The sequence below is a fragment of the Streptomyces sp. NPDC058373 genome, from assembly GCF_042723275.1.
Classification (GTDB): domain Bacteria; phylum Actinomycetota; class Actinomycetes; order Streptomycetales; family Streptomycetaceae; genus Streptomyces.
In genome coordinates, this window is sequence record NZ_JBHXJE010000075.1 from 1 (window position 1) to 15466 (window position 15466).

12 protein-coding genes are annotated in these 15466 nt (G+C 73.1%); 4 read left to right on the forward strand and 8 right to left on the reverse strand.

The window, feature by feature from the left end; all coding sequences use genetic code 11:
* Positions 1–109: 109 nt before the first annotated feature.
* Positions 110–457, reverse strand: coding sequence for a YkvA family protein (locus ACFWMZ_RS27235; protein ID WP_383183108.1), 348 nt, complete (start codon positions 455–457; stop codon positions 110–112).
* A gap of 64 nt (positions 458–521) precedes the next feature.
* Complete coding sequence (locus ACFWMZ_RS27240) at positions 522–1025, reverse strand: hypothetical protein (RefSeq protein ID WP_383183110.1); 504 nt, start codon at positions 1023–1025, stop codon at positions 522–524.
* Positions 1026–1112: 87 nt separating this feature from the next.
* On the opposite strand from ACFWMZ_RS27240, the gene ACFWMZ_RS27245 reads away from it, so the two are divergent.
* On the forward strand, positions 1113–2108 hold the full coding sequence (locus tag ACFWMZ_RS27245) for an aldo/keto reductase (RefSeq protein WP_383183112.1): 996 nt from the start codon (positions 1113–1115) through the stop codon (positions 2106–2108).
* A gap of 213 nt (positions 2109–2321) precedes the next feature.
* On the opposite strand, the gene thpR is transcribed toward ACFWMZ_RS27245, so the two are convergent.
* From thpR to ACFWMZ_RS27260, 3 genes are all read right to left on the reverse strand, one after another.
* The gene (gene thpR, locus ACFWMZ_RS27250; RefSeq protein WP_383183114.1) at positions 2322–2912 is read right to left on the reverse strand and encodes an RNA 2',3'-cyclic phosphodiesterase; all 591 of its coding nucleotides are present in this window, start codon (positions 2910–2912) and stop codon (positions 2322–2324) included.
* A 79-nt stretch (positions 2913–2991) separates the two neighbouring features.
* Complete coding sequence (locus ACFWMZ_RS27255) at positions 2992–4338, reverse strand: MFS transporter (RefSeq protein WP_383183116.1); 1347 nt, start codon at positions 4336–4338, stop codon at positions 2992–2994.
* Between the two features lie 114 nt (positions 4339–4452).
* Positions 4453–4890: a MarR family winged helix-turn-helix transcriptional regulator gene (locus ACFWMZ_RS27260; protein ID WP_003950034.1), complete on the reverse strand. Its 438-nt coding sequence runs from the start codon at positions 4888–4890 to the stop codon at positions 4453–4455.
* A 198-nt stretch (positions 4891–5088) separates the two neighbouring features.
* On the opposite strand from ACFWMZ_RS27260, the gene ACFWMZ_RS27265 reads away from it, so the two are divergent.
* Complete coding sequence (locus ACFWMZ_RS27265) at positions 5089–5328, forward strand: hypothetical protein (RefSeq protein ID WP_383183119.1); 240 nt, start codon at positions 5089–5091, stop codon at positions 5326–5328.
* Between the two features lie 85 nt (positions 5329–5413).
* Here the strand turns inward: ACFWMZ_RS27265 and ACFWMZ_RS27270 are convergent, their stop codons facing one another.
* Positions 5414–6859: an NCS2 family permease gene (locus tag ACFWMZ_RS27270; RefSeq protein WP_383183121.1), complete on the reverse strand. Its 1446-nt coding sequence runs from the start codon at positions 6857–6859 to the stop codon at positions 5414–5416.
* Between the two features lie 424 nt (positions 6860–7283).
* Between ACFWMZ_RS27270 and ACFWMZ_RS27275 the strand changes: the two genes are divergently transcribed.
* Together ACFWMZ_RS27275 and ACFWMZ_RS27280 are read left to right on the forward strand one after the other, a co-directional pair.
* Positions 7284–7571: a DUF2530 domain-containing protein gene (locus tag ACFWMZ_RS27275; RefSeq protein WP_383183123.1), complete on the forward strand. Its 288-nt coding sequence runs from the start codon at positions 7284–7286 to the stop codon at positions 7569–7571.
* A 241-nt stretch (positions 7572–7812) separates the two neighbouring features.
* On the forward strand, positions 7813–10251 hold the full coding sequence (locus ACFWMZ_RS27280) for an HAD-IC family P-type ATPase (protein WP_383204778.1): 2439 nt from the start codon (positions 7813–7815) through the stop codon (positions 10249–10251).
* A gap of 86 nt (positions 10252–10337) precedes the next feature.
* Here ACFWMZ_RS27280 and ACFWMZ_RS27285 read toward each other — a convergent pair whose 3' ends face one another.
* Complete coding sequence (locus ACFWMZ_RS27285) at positions 10338–11198, reverse strand: calcium-binding protein (protein ID WP_383183127.1); 861 nt, start codon at positions 11196–11198, stop codon at positions 10338–10340.
* Positions 11199–11977: 779 nt separating this feature from the next.
* Complete coding sequence (locus tag ACFWMZ_RS27290; protein ID WP_383204781.1) at positions 11978–15163, reverse strand: sacsin N-terminal ATP-binding-like domain-containing protein; 3186 nt, start codon at positions 15161–15163, stop codon at positions 11978–11980.
* Positions 15164–15466 lie beyond the last annotated feature (303 nt).

The following is a 15466-nucleotide window of genomic DNA, read 5'->3' on the forward strand; positions in this document are numbered from 1 at the left end:
AGTACGTCCAGTACGAGGGAGATCCGGGCGCACGCCGAGAGCACGCACCAGACGCCGCAGGCTCTTCCACGAAGATCCGCCGGACAGGGCCTAGCCCCAGGGGCCTGGCCTACGGCTCCTTGGTCAAGGGAGCCCGCCCCGGCCGCGGCGCCCCCGCCGTCCCGTCCGCCCGCTTCTCGCGGCGGGCGGCGACGGCGTGGGCGCCGGCCGAGTGCAGGGAGCGCAGGGCGAGCATGAGGAAGCCGATGTCGTCCAGGTAGACCGGGTCGGGGAGCAGGTCGACCGGGGAGACGGTGTAGATCACGGCGGTCCAGAACAGGGCCTTGTTCTGGAGCGGGATGCCCGCGTCCGCGAGGAGCTTGCGGGCCCTGAAGACGCGTACCAGCAGGACGAGGACGGCCGCCAGCCCCGCCAGGGCGAGGACCACGGCGAGGGCGATCCATGCACCAGTACTCATACGCTCACGCCTACCCCGTCGCACCGGGCCGCACCGAGCTGTGCCGGGCCGCCGCGCGGGCGGATCATCCGAACGCCTCTCCGCACCGCGAGCAGTACACCGGCGCCGGGTCGTCCGAGACGCGGCCGCACCCGGGGCAGACCCGGTCCAGGAAGCAGGGCGCCTCGCCGCCCTCCGGCTCGGGGGCGCGGACGGCACCGGGCGGGGCCGAGCCGATGGCGAGCCCCGGGCGCCGGCGGTGCACGGTCAGGTACGCGAGGCCGCGCGGGCCCGCGGTGAACGCGCGGCGCGCACCTCGCGGCAGCCACAGCACAGCCGACTCGGCCAGCTCCAGCCCGTCCGGCTCGACCCGCCCGTTTCCGGCCACCCCCACCAGCAGCACGTCGAGGACGGACTCGCGGTGTTCGCCGACGGCCGCGCCGGGCGCCAGCCGCACCAGGTTGGCGTCGAGCTCCCGGCCGTCCTCGGCGAGCCGCCACAGCGCGCCCCGTGCCTCGTCCCCGGCGGCGGCCAGCCGCTCCCGCAGCACCGCCAGTACCCGGGGCCGGGCCCCGGTCGTCCCACTCATGGGCCCGAGCCTGCCACACGGCCCGGCCGAGGCACGCCGCCCCGCACCCTTGCCTGGAGCCCACTCGAAGGGCTTGGCTGTGGAGTCATGAAGTACACGCAGCTCGGACGTACGGGCCTCAAGGTCAGCCGCCTCGTGCTCGGCACGATGAACTTCGGGCCGAAGACCGGCGAGGCCGAGAGCCACGCCCTCATGGACGCGGCTCTCGACGACGGCATCAACTTCTTCGACACGGCCAACGTGTATGGCTGGGGCGAGAACAAGGGGCGCACCGAGGAGATCCTCGGCACCTGGTTCGCCCAGGGGGGCGACCGGCGCGACAAGACCGTCCTCGCCACCAAGGTCTACGGGAACATGGGCGCGGACGGCGACGCCTGGCCCAACCACGACCGGCTCTCCGCACTCAACATCCGCCGCGCGGTCGACGCCAGCCTGCGCAGGCTCCAGACCGACCACATCGACCTGTACCAGTTCCACCACATCGACCGCCGCACGCCGTTCGACGAGATCTGGCAGGCCATGGACACCCTGGTCCAGCAGGGCAAGATCCTGTACGCCGGGTCCTCGAACTTCCCCGGCTACAAGATCGCCCAGGCCAACGAGACCGCCGCCCGCCGCGGCAGCCTCGGCCTCGTCAGCGAGCAGTGCCTCTACAACCTCGCGGAGCGCCGCGCGGAGATGGAGGTCATCCCGGCCGCGCAGGACTACGGCCTGGGCGTCATCGCCTGGTCGCCGCTCCACGGCGGCCTGCTCGGCGGCGCCATCCGCAAGGAGCGGGAGGGCGGCGGGTCGCGCACCAACGACGGCCGCTCGGGCGACGCGCTGGCCAACTCCGCGATCCGCGCGCAGGTCCAGGCGTACGAGGAGCTGCTGGAGAAGCACGGTCTGGAGCCGGGCGAGGTCGCGCTGGCCTGGCTGCTGACGCGGCCGGGGGTGACCGGTCCGATCGTCGGGCCGCGCACCGACGAGCAGCTCGCCTCGGCGGTCCGCGCCGTCGACCTGGAGCTCTCCGACGAGTTCCTGACCGAGCTGGACGCGATCTTCCCGGGGCCGGGGCGCTCCCCGGAGGCGTTCGCCTGGTAGCAGCGCGCGCCCCCGGAGCGTACGTACGGCCCCGGGGGCGCGCCGCCGCGCACGAGTCAGACGCCGGCGACCGCCGAGACGGCGATGACGGCGAACATCAGTACAAGCACACCGGCCATGATCCGGTTCCTGGTCTTGGGGTCCACACCCACGAGGTTAACGGGCCGGTAGGCCCGTCCGGGCCCGGGGTGACGGACCCCACGCCCTTCCCCGCTACCCGCCGAGCACCCACCGCCCGGCCGTCTCGTACGCGGGCCGGGCCCCCGGTGCGCCCCCGGGCGGCGGCACGCTGCGGATGAGGTGCACGTCGGTCACCTGCCAGGGCCCGACCTCCAGCTCCGCCAGCGCCTCGGCGTACGGGGCGAGCCGTACGGGCTGCCCGGGGCGTGCGCGGGCCAGTGTCAGGTGGGGCTTGAAGGCGTGCTCGGCGTCGGGCGGCAGCCCGGCGCGGGTGGCGGCGGCGCGGACGCGGTCGGCGAGGCGGGCGAGGGCGGTCAGGTCGCCGTCCGGCCGGGCCCACAGGACGCGGTCGCCGAAGCGTCCGCCGCCACGCAGGGCGAGCGGAAAGGGCGCCGTCCGGTGCGCGGCCCGCGCGAGCCGCGCGCCGAGGTCGTCCAGCCGGTCCGGGTCGCTGGGCCCGAGGAAGGCCAGCGTGAAGTGGCGCCCGGCCGCCTCGGTGCGGCGCAGCCGGTCGGCACCGGGCAGCGCGTCGAGCCCGGCGGTGGCGCGGGCCAGCGTGGCGAGGACCGCGTCGGGCGGGACGACGGCGACGAAGAGGCGGGGGCGGGGCACGGGTGTGGCCATGGGAGCAGTCTGCCCGGGCCGGGTACGGCGACGGCCGCTCCCCGTGCGGGAAGCGGCCGTGGGCGGGGCCAGGGTGCGGTCAGGCGGCTGCCGCCAGCCGCTTCTCGTCCGGCACGAACCGTATGTGCTTGTGGCCGCGGCGCAGGTCCACCTTGATGCGCAGCCCGCCGACGCGGGCCAGGATCAGGCCGACGGCCACGGCGGCCAGCAGCGAGATCGCGCCGCCCACGGCGAAGCCGGTGCGGGCGCCGTACTCGTCGGTGATCCAGCCGAGCAGGGGCGCGCCCAGCGGCGTACCGCCGGTGAAGACCATCATGAAGAGCGCCATGACGCGTCCGCGCATCTGCGGTTCGGTCGCCATCTGCACGTACGAGTTGGCCGTGACGTTGACGGTCAGGCCGAACATGCCGGTCAGCACCATCAGGACCGCGAAGATCCAGACGGACGGCGCGAAGGCGGCGACGATCTCCAGGACGCCGAAGCCCACGGCGGCCGCGACCAGCAGCCGCAGCCGTCCCGCGCCGCGCCGGGCGGCGAGCAGGGCACCGGCGAGGGAGCCGGCGGCCATCAGCGTGTTGAGCGTGCCGTACATGCCGGGGCCGCCGTCGAAGACCTTGTCGGCGAAGGCGGAGAGCCAGATCGGGAAGTTGAACCCGAAGGTGCCGATGAAGCCGACCAGGACGATCGGCCAGATCAGGTCGGGGCGCCCGGCGACGTACCGGAGCCCTTCGCGGAGCTGGCCCTTGCCGCGCGGGGTGCGCGGCGCCTTGTGCAGCTCGCCCATGCGCATCATGAGCAGCCCGGCGATGGGCGCGGCGAAGGAGAGGCCGTTGATGAGGAAGGCGTATCCGGAGCCGACGGCGCTGATCAGCACGGCGGCGACGGCCGGGCCGACCAGGCGGGCGGACTGGAAGTTCGCCGAGTTCAGGGAGACCGCGTTGGCAAGCTGGCGGGGTCCGACCATCTCGCTGACGAAGGTCTGCCGCGCCGGGTTGTCGACGACGGTGACGAGGCCGAGGACGAACGCGGTGACGTAGACGTGCCAGACCTGGACCTGGCCGGAGAGGGTCAGCGCGGCGAGCGCGAGGCCGGTGACGCCCATGGCGCCCTGGGTGAAGAGGAGCAGCGGCCGCTTGGGCAGCCGGTCGACGAGGACACCGCCGTAGAGGCCGAAGAGGAGCATCGGCAGGAACTGGAGGGCGGTGGTGATACCGACGGCGGCGGACGACCCGGTGAGGGTGAGGACCAGCCAGTCCTGGGCGATGCGCTGCATCCAGGTGCCGGTGTTGGAGATGACCTGCCCGGTGAAGAAGAGCCGGTAGTTGCGGACCTTCAGCGAGCTGAACATGGACTGCTTGGGGGCGGGCGGGGTGGTGTCGTGGGCGGCTGGTGCGGGGGCGGAGTCTGCTCCGGGTCCCGTACTCAAAGGACGTCGCCTCCTTGTGGCGGGGGTGTCTGGTCGGTCTTCGTCGAACGGTGCTGCTGTTACTGCTGGTCCTGCGGTTACGCTGGTCCTGCGGTGGCCCGGCCGGGAGGCGGGTCAGAGGTGGGCGAGCTTCTCCAGGACGGGGGCGGCGGCGCGGACCTTGGCCCACTCCTCCTCGTCCAGCTCGGCGGCGAGGGAGGCGAGCCAGGCGTTGCGCTTGCTGCGGCTCTCTTCGAGCATCGCCTCGGCCTCCTCGGTCTGGGTGACCACCTTCTGGCGGCGGTCCTCGGGGTGCGGCTCCAGCCGGACCAGGCCCTTGGCCTCCAGGAGCGCCACGATCCGCGTCATGGACGGCGGCTGCACGTGCTCCTTGCGGGCCAGTTCGCCGGGGGTGGCGGTGCCGCAGCGGGCGAGGGTGCCGAGTACCGACATCTCGGTGGGACTCAGCGACTCGTCGACCCGCTGATGCTTGAGTCGGCGGGAGAGGCGCATGACGGAGGAGCGCAGTGCGTTCACGGCGTCGGCGTCTTCGCCATGGGTGAGGTCCGGCATAGTCGTTAGAGTAACTCATTACTATGTCTAAGGACCACTCCTCGTGGCAGGAGTCACGGTGCTCGTCCGGGCGCCCTCCACGGGAGTGACCAGCCTCGCCCGGCGCCTGCCCGCCAGGCACGTGGTCGTCACCCGAAAGAGTGAGGAGAGTCCGAAAAGCGGCGCGATCGCGCCAGAGGTGCGGGGACCCTGACAGGTATGGACACCCACGTACTCAGCCTGCGCATGGACTCAGAGCTGTTCGAACGTCTTCGGGGTCACGCGGCCAGACGCGGCATGAGCGTCCAGGACTATGTCGTGCGGACGATGATCCGGGACGATTTCGACCAGCGGTTCCAGACCGCGGTGGAGGAGACCGAGAAGTTCTACGGCGACGAGGCCGTGGCGGGCGAGGTCGTGCAGGACGAGGCCGTGAACGGCGCGACCCGGCCCACCTGACCCCCGCGGTGAGCGGGGGCCGGGCGGACCGGGCCGGTGCCGTACTGATCCGGCCGCGCGGACGGGCGCGCGGGCCGGGCCCTGGTCAGGTGAGGCCGAGGGCGGGCATCAGGTAGTAGAAGGCGAAGACCGCCGAGACCGCGTACATCGCCACGGGCACGGAGCGGCCGCGGCCGGCGGCGAGGCGCAGCACGCAGAAGCTGACGAAGCCCATGCCGATGCCGTTGGTGATCGAGTACGTGAACGGCATCATCATGAAGGTCACGAAGGCCGGGATCGCGATCGTGTGGTCCGTCCAGTCGATCGCCCCGATCGAGCCGGAGAGGATCAGGAAGCCGACCGCGACCAGGGCGGGGGTGGCGGCCTGCGAGGGGACCATCGTCACGATCGGCGTGAGGAAGAGGCCGACGGCGAAGAGGCCGCCGGTGACGATGTTGGCGAAGCCGGTCCGCGCGCCCTCGCCGACACCGGCGGTGGACTCCACGAAGCAGGTGGTGGCCGAGGAGGACGAGGCGCCGCCCGCCGCGACGGCGATGCCGTCCACGAAGAGGACCTTGTTGACGCCGGGCATGTTGCCCTTGGCGTCGGTCAGCTCCGCCTCGTCGCCGACCGCCATGATCGTGCCCATCGCGTCGAAGAAGCACGACAGCAGCACGGTGAAGACGAAGAGGATGCCGGTGAGCAGCCCCACCTTGGCGAATCCGCCGAAGAGGCTGACCTGGCCGATCAGGCCGAAGTCCGGGACGGCCACCGGGTTGCCGGGCCACTCGGGCGTGGTCAGGCCCCAGGACGGGATGTCGGCGACGGCGTTGACGACCAGCGCCAGGACGGTCATCGCGACGATGGAGATGAGGATGGCGCCGGGCACCTTGCGCACCAGGAGGGCCAGCGTCAGCAGCACACCGAGGACGAAGACCAGCACGGTCCAGCCGTTGAGGTGGCCGTCGGCACCGAGCTGGAGCGGGACGGTGGTCTGCGCGGCGTCCGGCATGCGGGAGACGAAGCCGGAGTCGACCAGGCCGATCAGCATGATGAACAGGCCGATGCCGATGGCGATGCCCTTGCGCAGGCCGAGGGGCACCGCGCTCATGACCCGCTCGCGCAGCCCGGTGGCGACCAGCAGCATGACGACGAAACCGGCGAGGACCACCATGCCCATCGCGTCCGGCCAGCTCATCCGGGGGGCGAGCTGGAGCGCGACCACCGTGTTGACGCCGAGGCCCGCGGCGAGGGCGACCGGCACGTTGCCGATGACGCCCATGAGCAGCGTGGTGAGGGCCGCGGTCAGCACGGTCGCGGTGACGAGCTGGCCGTTGTCGAGCTGGTGACCGTACATGTCCTTGGCGCTGCCGAGGATGATCGGGTTCAGCACGATGATGTACGCCATCGCGAAGAACGTGGCGAAGCCGCCGCGCACCTCGCGGGGGATCGTGGAACCGCGCTCAGTGATCTGGAAGTAGCGGTCGAGCGCGCCGGACGGCGGGTTCGGCTGCTCGGACGTGGCGTCCTGGGCAGGGGCCGAGGTGGGCATGGAAACCTCAGGGGTGCGAGGCGTACGGGCTCTTTGGCTGGAGGTCCGTACGAGGGGACGGGGGTTGCGGTCACCGGTGCGGCCGGGACCGTGCGGTCGCGGTCGCGTGAGCCGTGCGGTGAACGGTGGGACACCGCACAGAATCAGCCAGGCGTGACCTCCGGATCACGATCGTGTGACCGGTGAATCAACCGAGCCGGGGCGGAAACCTACCGATACTTGTGGCCCTTGTGTCTTCTTACGAAAGAAAACGGTCAGACTCAAGCCGTTTCAGTATGAATACATGAACCCGAAATTGCTATCTCCGCGCGTAGAGGCATAAGCCACAAGGCCCGCAGGTCTGCGGGCCTACGGGTGAGGGCCCCGACGGCGCCCGCGTCGGCGCGGCGGCGGGGGCCGTGGGCGTCGGCCGTAAGCTGGGGGCATGAAGAAGTGGACGCCCCGGCACGAAGCACCCGAACCCCTGGAAGGGCCCGTGGTGGCCACCATCACCGGCGGCACGATCCTCTGGTTCGTCCTCTTCCTCGTGCAGCTCCCCTTCTACGGCTGGTTCTCCGACCGCGGCCACACCTGGTGGGTCTGGACCTGCCTGGCCGGCGCCGGCCTCGGCTGCCTCGGCATCTGGTACGTCCGCCGCCGCGCCGCCGCCATGAAGCCGGCGGCGGCCTCGGACGCGTCGGGTGGCGCCTCCTCGGCCGCCTCCCCGGGCTGAGCCGACCCCCCCCCGGACCGTCCCGCCGGGTGCGCCGTCGGGAGTGTCGGCGAGTGGATGCGGCGCGGCCGGAAGCGGCTGTGGCAGCCCCTGTAGCACCCCTCCCGTAGGGGGTGGGGATACCTCGGTGGGGGATGCGGCGTCCGGCCCCCTACGGCAGAGCCACAACGGTCTCGTACCCGGGACGGATCTTTGGTCCCTCGGGCGGTGAAGTGTGGTCGGGGGCCTTAACGTCGGTGTCATGACGCAGCGGGCACAGGTGGGCGCCGGGGGTTCCGAACCCGGGAAGGGGCGGACCGAGGAGGGGGCGGAGCTGGAAGACGTCCCTCCCGCGACGCCGCCCGAGCCAGGGCTGACCTCGGCGGAGGTCGCCGAGCGGGTGGCGCGGGGCGAGGTCAACGACGTCCCCGTGCGCAGCTCCCGCTCGCTCGCGGAGATCGCCCGCGCCAACGTCTTCACCCGCTTCAACGCCATCATCGGCGTCCTCTGGGTGATCATGCTCTTCGTCGCGCCGATCCAGGACAGCCTCTTCGGCTTCGTCATCGTCGCCAACACCGGCATCGGCATCTTCCAGGAGTGGCGCGCCAAGCGGACCCTGGACGGCCTGGCGGTGATCGGCGAGGCCAAGCCCACCGTGCGCCGGGACGGCAGACCCGGCGCGATCTCCACCTCCGAGATCGTCCTCGGCGACCTCATCGAGATCGGCCCGGGCGACAAGATCGTGGTCGACGGCGAGGTCCGCGAGGCGGACAGCCTGGAGGTGGACGAGTCCCTGCTGACCGGCGAGGCCGACCCGGTCGTCAAGCGCCCCGGCGACCAGGTCATGTCCGGTTCCTTCGTCACCGTCGGCGGCGGCGCCTTCCGCGCCACCAAGGTCGGCCGCGAGGCGTACGCGGCACAGCTCGCCGAGGAGGCCTCCCGCTTCACCCTGGTCCACTCCGAGCTGCGCTCGGGGATCAGCACCATCCTCAAGTACGTGACGTGGATGATGGTGCCGACCGCGATCGGCCTCGTCATCAGCCAGCTGGTCGTGCGGGACAACGACTTCAAGAACGCCGTCGCCCGCACCGTCGGCGGCATCGTCCCGATGGTCCCCGAGGGTCTGGTGCTGCTCACCTCGGTCGCCTTCGCGATCGGCGTGATCCGGCTGGGCCGCAAGCAGTGCCTGGTGCAGGAGCTGCCCGCCATCGAGGGGCTGGCCCGCGTCGACACGGTCTGCCTCGACAAGACCGGCACCCTCACCGAGGGCGGCATGGACATACAGGCGATCCGCCCGCTGGGCGGTGCCGACGAGGCGTACGTCCGGCGGGTGCTCGGTGCCCTCGGCACCAGCGACCCCCGGCCCAACGCCAGCCTCCAGGCCGTCATCGACGCCTGCCCGGCCCCCGACGGCTGGCGGACCACCGACACGCTGCCGTTCTCCTCGGCCCGCAAGTACAGCGGGGCCTCCTTCGACGAGGGCGACGACGCCCACCGCACCTGGCTGCTCGGCGCCCCCGACGTGCTGCTCCCCGCGGGCGACGAGGCGCTCGCCGAGACCGACGCGCTCAACGAGCGGGGTCTGCGGGTCCTGCTGCTCTCCCGGGCCGCGGGCGGCCTGGACGGAGCCGACCCGGGCGCCGGTGCCACCCCCACCGCCCTGGTCGTCCTGGAGCAGCGGCTGCGGCCGGACGCCGCCGACACGCTGCACTACTTCGAGGAGCAGCACGTCGCCGCCAAGGTCATCTCCGGGGACAACGCCGTCTCGGTCGGCGCGGTCGCCGGGAAGCTGGGCCTGCCCGGCGCCGAGCGGACCTACGACGCGCGCAAGCTCCCCAGGGAGCCGGAGGCCCTCGCCGACACGCTCGACGACAACACGGTCTTCGGCCGGGTCACCCCGCAGCAGAAGCGGGACATGGTCGGCGCCCTCCAGGCGCACGGCCACACGGTCGCGATGACCGGCGACGGGGTCAACGACGTCCTCGCGCTCAAGGACGCCGACATCGGCGTGAGTATGGGCTCCGGTTCGGAGGCCACCCGGGCCGTCGCCCAGATCGTGCTGCTGAACAACAGCTTCTCGACCCTGCCGTCGGTGGTCGCCGAGGGCCGCCGGGTCATCGGCAACATCACCCGCGTCGCGACGCTCTTCCTGGTCAAGACGGTCTACTCGGTCCTCCTCGCGATCCTCGTCGTCATCTCGCAGACCGAGTACCCCTTCCTCCCCCGCCACCTCACCCTGCTCTCCACCCTGACCATCGGCGTCCCGGCCTTCTTCCTCGCCCTCGCCCCGAACAAGGAGCGGGCCCAGCCGCACTTCGTCAAACGCGTGATGCGGTACGCGATCCCCGGCGGCGTGATCGCCGCAACAGCCACCTTCATCACGTACATGACGGCTCGGGCGTACTACACGGGCCCCGACGCCCTCCCGGCGGAGACGAGCGCGGCGACGCTGACGCTCTTCCTGGTCTCCATCTGGGTGCTGGCGATCATCGCCCGGCCCTACACCTGGTGGCGGATCGGGCTGGTCGCGGTGATGGCCGGGGCGTTCCTGGTGGTGCTGGTGGTGCCGTGGCTCCAGGACTTCTTCGCGCTGCGGCTGGTCGGGTCGCTCATGCCGTGGGCGGCCGTCGGCATCGCGGTGATCGCGGCGGCACTGGTGGAGGTGGTGTGGCGGGTCGTGGACCGGTGGCTGCCGGTCTGACGCGCCCGTACCCGAACACGGCCGAGGGCCGCTCCCACAGACTGTGGCGTCGGGGAGAGCGGCCCCCGGGCGGTTTCGGTACGGGCCTACTTCACGTCCACGAAGTCGGCCGTGGAGTTGATGGCCGGGGTGGTGGAGGTGCCGGCGAAGCTCCAGCGCCAGTAACCGTCCGAGGCGGCCTTGACGGTGGTCTTCAGCGCGCCCTTGGAGCCGCTCTTGACCGTCTTCACGGTGGAGTAGGCGGCGGCGCCCTTCTTCTTGAACTGGAGCTTCACCGACTGCTGGGTGTAACCGGCGTACTTCCAGGTGTCCCAGTTGGCGCGGGAGAGGGTGCCCTTGACCGTGAGGGTCTTGCCCTTCTTCACCGGCTCGGGCGTGGCGTTGACGACCAGCCTGGAGGCTCGCTGGACGCGGGTCTTGGCGAACTTCTCCTTCCAGGCGAAGTCGGACTCGTCGGCGGCGAGGGCGCCGGCCGAGATGTTCCAGCTACCGGCCAGGGCGTTGTAGAGGTCCCACTGCGGGTCGACCGTGATGGTCAGCTTGCAGGTGGAGGTGGTGGCGCTGGACGCCTTGCAGGAGGCGTACTCCTCGTTCGGGACGAGGATGCCGTCGACGTTCTCGAAGTTCGGGCCGTGCCAGAGGTAGGCGTAGGCGTCGCCGATGCCGGCGGCGTGCGAGGCGGTGATGCTGACCGTGACGGTCTTCAGCTTGGTGGTGCCGAGGACGATGTCCTTGCCGCCGTTGACGGTGACCTTCGAGAGCTTCGGCGCGGCGGCGGCCTTGAAGCCCTTGTCCTTCGCGGTCGCCCGCTCGCCGAACACCGACTCCGCGGTGGGCACCTGGACCCGCTCGCGGTCGGGTGCCGGGGCGGCCTGAGCGGCGGCGCCGGAGAGAACGGACAGGGCCAGGGCGCCGCTGACGACGGCAACAGTGGCACGGATACGCATGTGTGTTTCCCCAAGTGGAGAAGGGCCCCCGTGGGGCCGTCCCCAGGCCGCGGCGGTGCGGGACCGCCCGGCCTGTCGAGTCCCATGACTCGACAGGCAAGACTTGTGGGACATGTGAAGGGTTGTGGGAATATTCGACCTTTCCGTGAACGGGGGGGGGCGGGGTCGGCTGCGGCGCCCTCGCCCGCGCCGGTCACTGCTGGCCTCAAGCGCCGGCCAGGCTGGTTTCTTGGGCGCGGCCCGGCTTTCCCGTGCCGGTCACTGATGGCCTCAAACGCCGGCCGGGCTAGGTCTTTTGGCGCAGCGCGGCTCTCCCGTGCCGGTCACTGATCGGCCTCAATCGCCGGCCAGGCTGGGGTTTGGGCGCGGCCCGGCTCTCCCGTGCCGGTCACTGACGGCCTCAAACGCCGGCCGGGCTGGGATTTGGGCGCGGCATGGCTCTCCCGTGCCCGTCCAAGATGGCCTCAAGCGCCGGCCGGGCTGGGATTTTTTTCTGTTGCCGGTGGTCTTGAGTGGCGGCCCGGCCAGGGTTCGCGGTTGCTCTGGTGCGTGGGTGGGGCGGGGCCGCGCCGGGGCACCCTGCGAACCCCCAAGCCCGGCCGGCGCTTGAGGCCATCCGTGACCGGCACGGTCGAGACGGACAGACGGCCAAAAGGCAGCCCGGCCGGCGCTTGAGGCCATCTTGGACCGGCACGGTCGGCAGCGGCGCGGCCAAACCGCAGCCCGGCCGGCGCTTGAGGCGGGCTCGCCGCGCCCCCGGGGGGACGTGGCTGGGGGCGTCAGTCGAACCAGCGGTCGCGGGCCAGTTCGGCGGTGCGGGACGGGTCCTCCAAAAGGGCGGCGACCTCGAAGCGCCGCGGCCACTGCCCCGCCGCCCAGGCGAGCCCGGCGGCAACCCCCTCCAGCGTCGCGGCGTGCAGCACGCGCCCCGGGGTGAGGTGCCAGTCCAACTCCACTCCGTCAGCGAGGAGTTCGTCGTGTTCCCGGTACGAGCTCGGCACCCCCTCCCCGAGAAGCTCCCGGACCGCGTCCGGCACCGGATGCTCCGTACCCTCACCGGCAGGTGTCACCCGCACCCCCTCCGAGAGCCGCCCGACCTGGAGCAGCTCCGCGAGCCGACCCGCCAGTGCGGGAGCGACGGGCAGCAGGGGGCGCCCCACCGCGAACGGCAGCAGGTCCGGCGCGTCCGCGACCAGCGCGTCGCGGGCGTCCACGACCTCCACGACCCCGTCGACGACCGCCCGCAGCTCGTCGGGCAGCGTCACCTCGTCCGGGTCGAGGTCGGCCAGGAGGCCGTAGAGCGCGTGGAGTTGCGGTACGGAGACCTCCCGGTCCGGGTCGGCGAGGCGGTCGAGGAGTTCGGCGGCGCCGCCCGGCTCGGCGAGCAGGGCGGCGGCGGTCGTCCGTACCCCGAGGGCGCGCAGCACCAGCCCGTCGTCGAACCCGGCCGCGTCCACCTCGTCGTAGAGCCCGGTCAGCAGCGGGTCGCCGGAGGCGGCGCGGAGTCCGGCGGGGCGGCGGCCGTCGAGGACGGGGTGGCCGCGCAGCCACCAGGCGGTGTAGGGGCGGACCGACTCGGTGGTGCCGTCGGGGAGCAGGACGCGTACCGGCTGGGTGAGGGCGTCGCGCAGCGGCGGGCGGGAGAGGAGGGCGAGCGCCTCGGGCCAGCGGTCGTCGTCCACGAGGTCGAGGTCGCGGACGGCGGTGACCTCGGTGGCGACCGGCGGGACGGGCCCTTCGGGGAGCCGGTCGAGGACGTCCTCGCACCACACGTCGACGGCGTCGAGCAGCCCCACGTCGTCCGGCTCGGCGAAGTCGCTGTCGCGCGGCTCCAGTTCGTCAGGGTCGAGGACGACGTCGGTGGCGCGTACGAGGGTGAAGCGGGCCAGCACCCCGCAGGCGGCGAGGGGCTGTTCGCCCCAGCGGTCGGCCCATTCCTCGTCCACGAGGGCGAGTTCGCCGTCGCGCATGACGGAGGCGAACTCGCCGCCTGGAAGGACCAGTTCACCGGCGGGTGAGAGCTCGCCGTCCTCGTCGGGGAGGGCGAGGGCGCCGAGCCAGGGTTCGTCGCCGGGAGCGAGTTCGGCGTCGCGGGCCAGGGTCAGGACCAGTTCGGCGAGTTCCTCGGCGTCCGGGGCGTCGTCCCGCAGCGCGTACCCGTCACCGTCGAGCGACTCGGCGACAGCCGCGCGCACTTGGGGCGTACGGAGCACGGAGCGCGGCGTCGCGGTGAGCGCGCCCAGCTTCTCCAGCAGGGGGTGGGCGGCCTCCGGGTGCGCGACCTTCAGCCCGAGGCGGGCCAGCGCCGAGGGTTCCGGCCCGTCCTCGGCCGGGCCGGGCAGCAGCACCTGGCGCGGGCTCCCCGCCGTGGACCCCGCCGCCAGCGGCACCGGCAGCCCCTGCAGGCGGTCCGGGTCCACCCCGGCGAGGCTGTCGTACAGGCGGTACCACCAGGCCGGGGAACGCTCCACCCCGGCAAGCCGGTCGATCGCCTCGCCCAGCGACAGCCGGCCCACGCCGAGGGTGCGCAGCTCGGGACGGCGCTCCAGCCCGGCGGGCAGCAGCGTCGGCAGCACCTCGGCGAGCACGCGTACGGTCGCCTCGCCCGCACCCTCCACCAGCTCCGCCTCGATCGGACGCAGCGCCTCGGGGCGGTCGGCGCGCAGCAGGGGTACGTCGGTGTCGGCGTCGTCCTCGGACGTGTCGGAGGGCGGCAGGGCGGGCGGGAGGAAGGCGGCGCGCGGCAGCAGGTCGAGCACGGCCCCGCGTACAGCGCCGTCCACGGCGGCCTGGCCCAGCGGGCCGGGGACCAGGGCGACGGCGGCCGGGGTGACGGGGCGCCACGCGTCGAGCAGCCCGGCGTACGCCTCGGCGGCGCGGGCCACCAGGAAGTCGGTCAGCGGGCCGGGGGCGACGTGCCGGCGGGCGGTGTCCAGCGGGAACGAGGCGATGAGCAGGGCTGGGAGGCCGAGCGGTTCGTCGCTGGCGGTGGGGGCGTGGACGACGGGAGCGGCCGCCGGGCGCACCGGGGCGCCCTCGGCGTCGACCGGGACCGCCCACACCACCGACCAGAACGGCCGCAGCCGCTCCTCGACCGGGCGGTCCGCCAGCAGGGCCGGGTCCAGGGGGCCGTCGGCGGTGGCGGTGCGCCAGCGGCGGGTCTCGGCGGGGGCGCCGGTGCCGGTGGTCTCCTCGATCACCGCGTACGGGGCCTCGTCGCGGCGGCGCAGCACGCGCGTCCCCTCCGGGGTCTCCACCACGATCTCGGTGAGGCCGGGCAGGGCGAGGAGCAGGGCGTCGTCGACGGCGGCGAGCAGGCGCTCCGCCAGGTCCTGGGCGGCCGGGTCGCGCAGCGGCAGCACCACCACCGTGTCGTACCCCTCGGGCGGGGTGCCCTCGGCGGCGAACGGGAGCCGCAGCAGCGGGACGTGGCCGTCGCGGCGGATCAGCTCGTCGCCGAGGCCGGGGCTGTGGCGGGCCACCTCGCGGGCGGCCTCCCGGGCCTGTGCCAGGTCCCAGCGGACGCCGCCGGTGCGGCTGAGCACGGCCGGTTCGTCGCTGACCGAGAGGACCGCGGCGAAGCCGACGCCGAAACGGCCGACGCTGGACCGCGCCTCCGCGCCCTCGCGCTTGGCGGAGGCGCGAAGCGTCGACAGGGATTCGGCGCCGGTGGCGTCCAGGGGGGCGCCCGTGTTGGCCGCCGCCAGGACGTGGGTGCCGGCGCTCTCGTGCAGGGTCAGGCGCAGGCGGCCCGGGACGTGGGCGCGGGCGGCCGCGTCCGCCGCGTTCTGGGCCAGTTCGACGACGAGGCGGTCGCGGTAGCCGCCGAGGGCCAGGTCCTCCTCGGCGTTGGCGTCCTCGCGGAACCTGGCGGGGGAGGCGGCCCACGAGTCCAGCACGGTCCGCCTGCGGCGGGCGGTACCGAACGGGTCCGTGCCCTCCTGGGCGGGGGTGGGGTGGGTCACGGTTGCTCCTCGTATCGGGGGTGCCTGCGGCTGGGCTCCCCTCCAGTCTGCGGCTCGCCGCCTCCGGGCGGGCCAGGGGCGCCCGTGGCCGGGCTGAGCCATGGCTGCGCGCTGCTCGACCGTACCGGTCCCGGGTGGCCTCAAGCGCCGGCCGGCTGTCGTTGGGCTGCGGTCCGGCCTTCCCGCGCCGGTCCCTGCTGGCCTCAACCGCCGGCCGGGCTGTCCTTTGCGTCCTGTCCGTCTCGACCGTGCCGGTCCCTGCTGGCCTCAAGCGCCGGCCGGGCTGGGGGTTGGCTCAGCGCC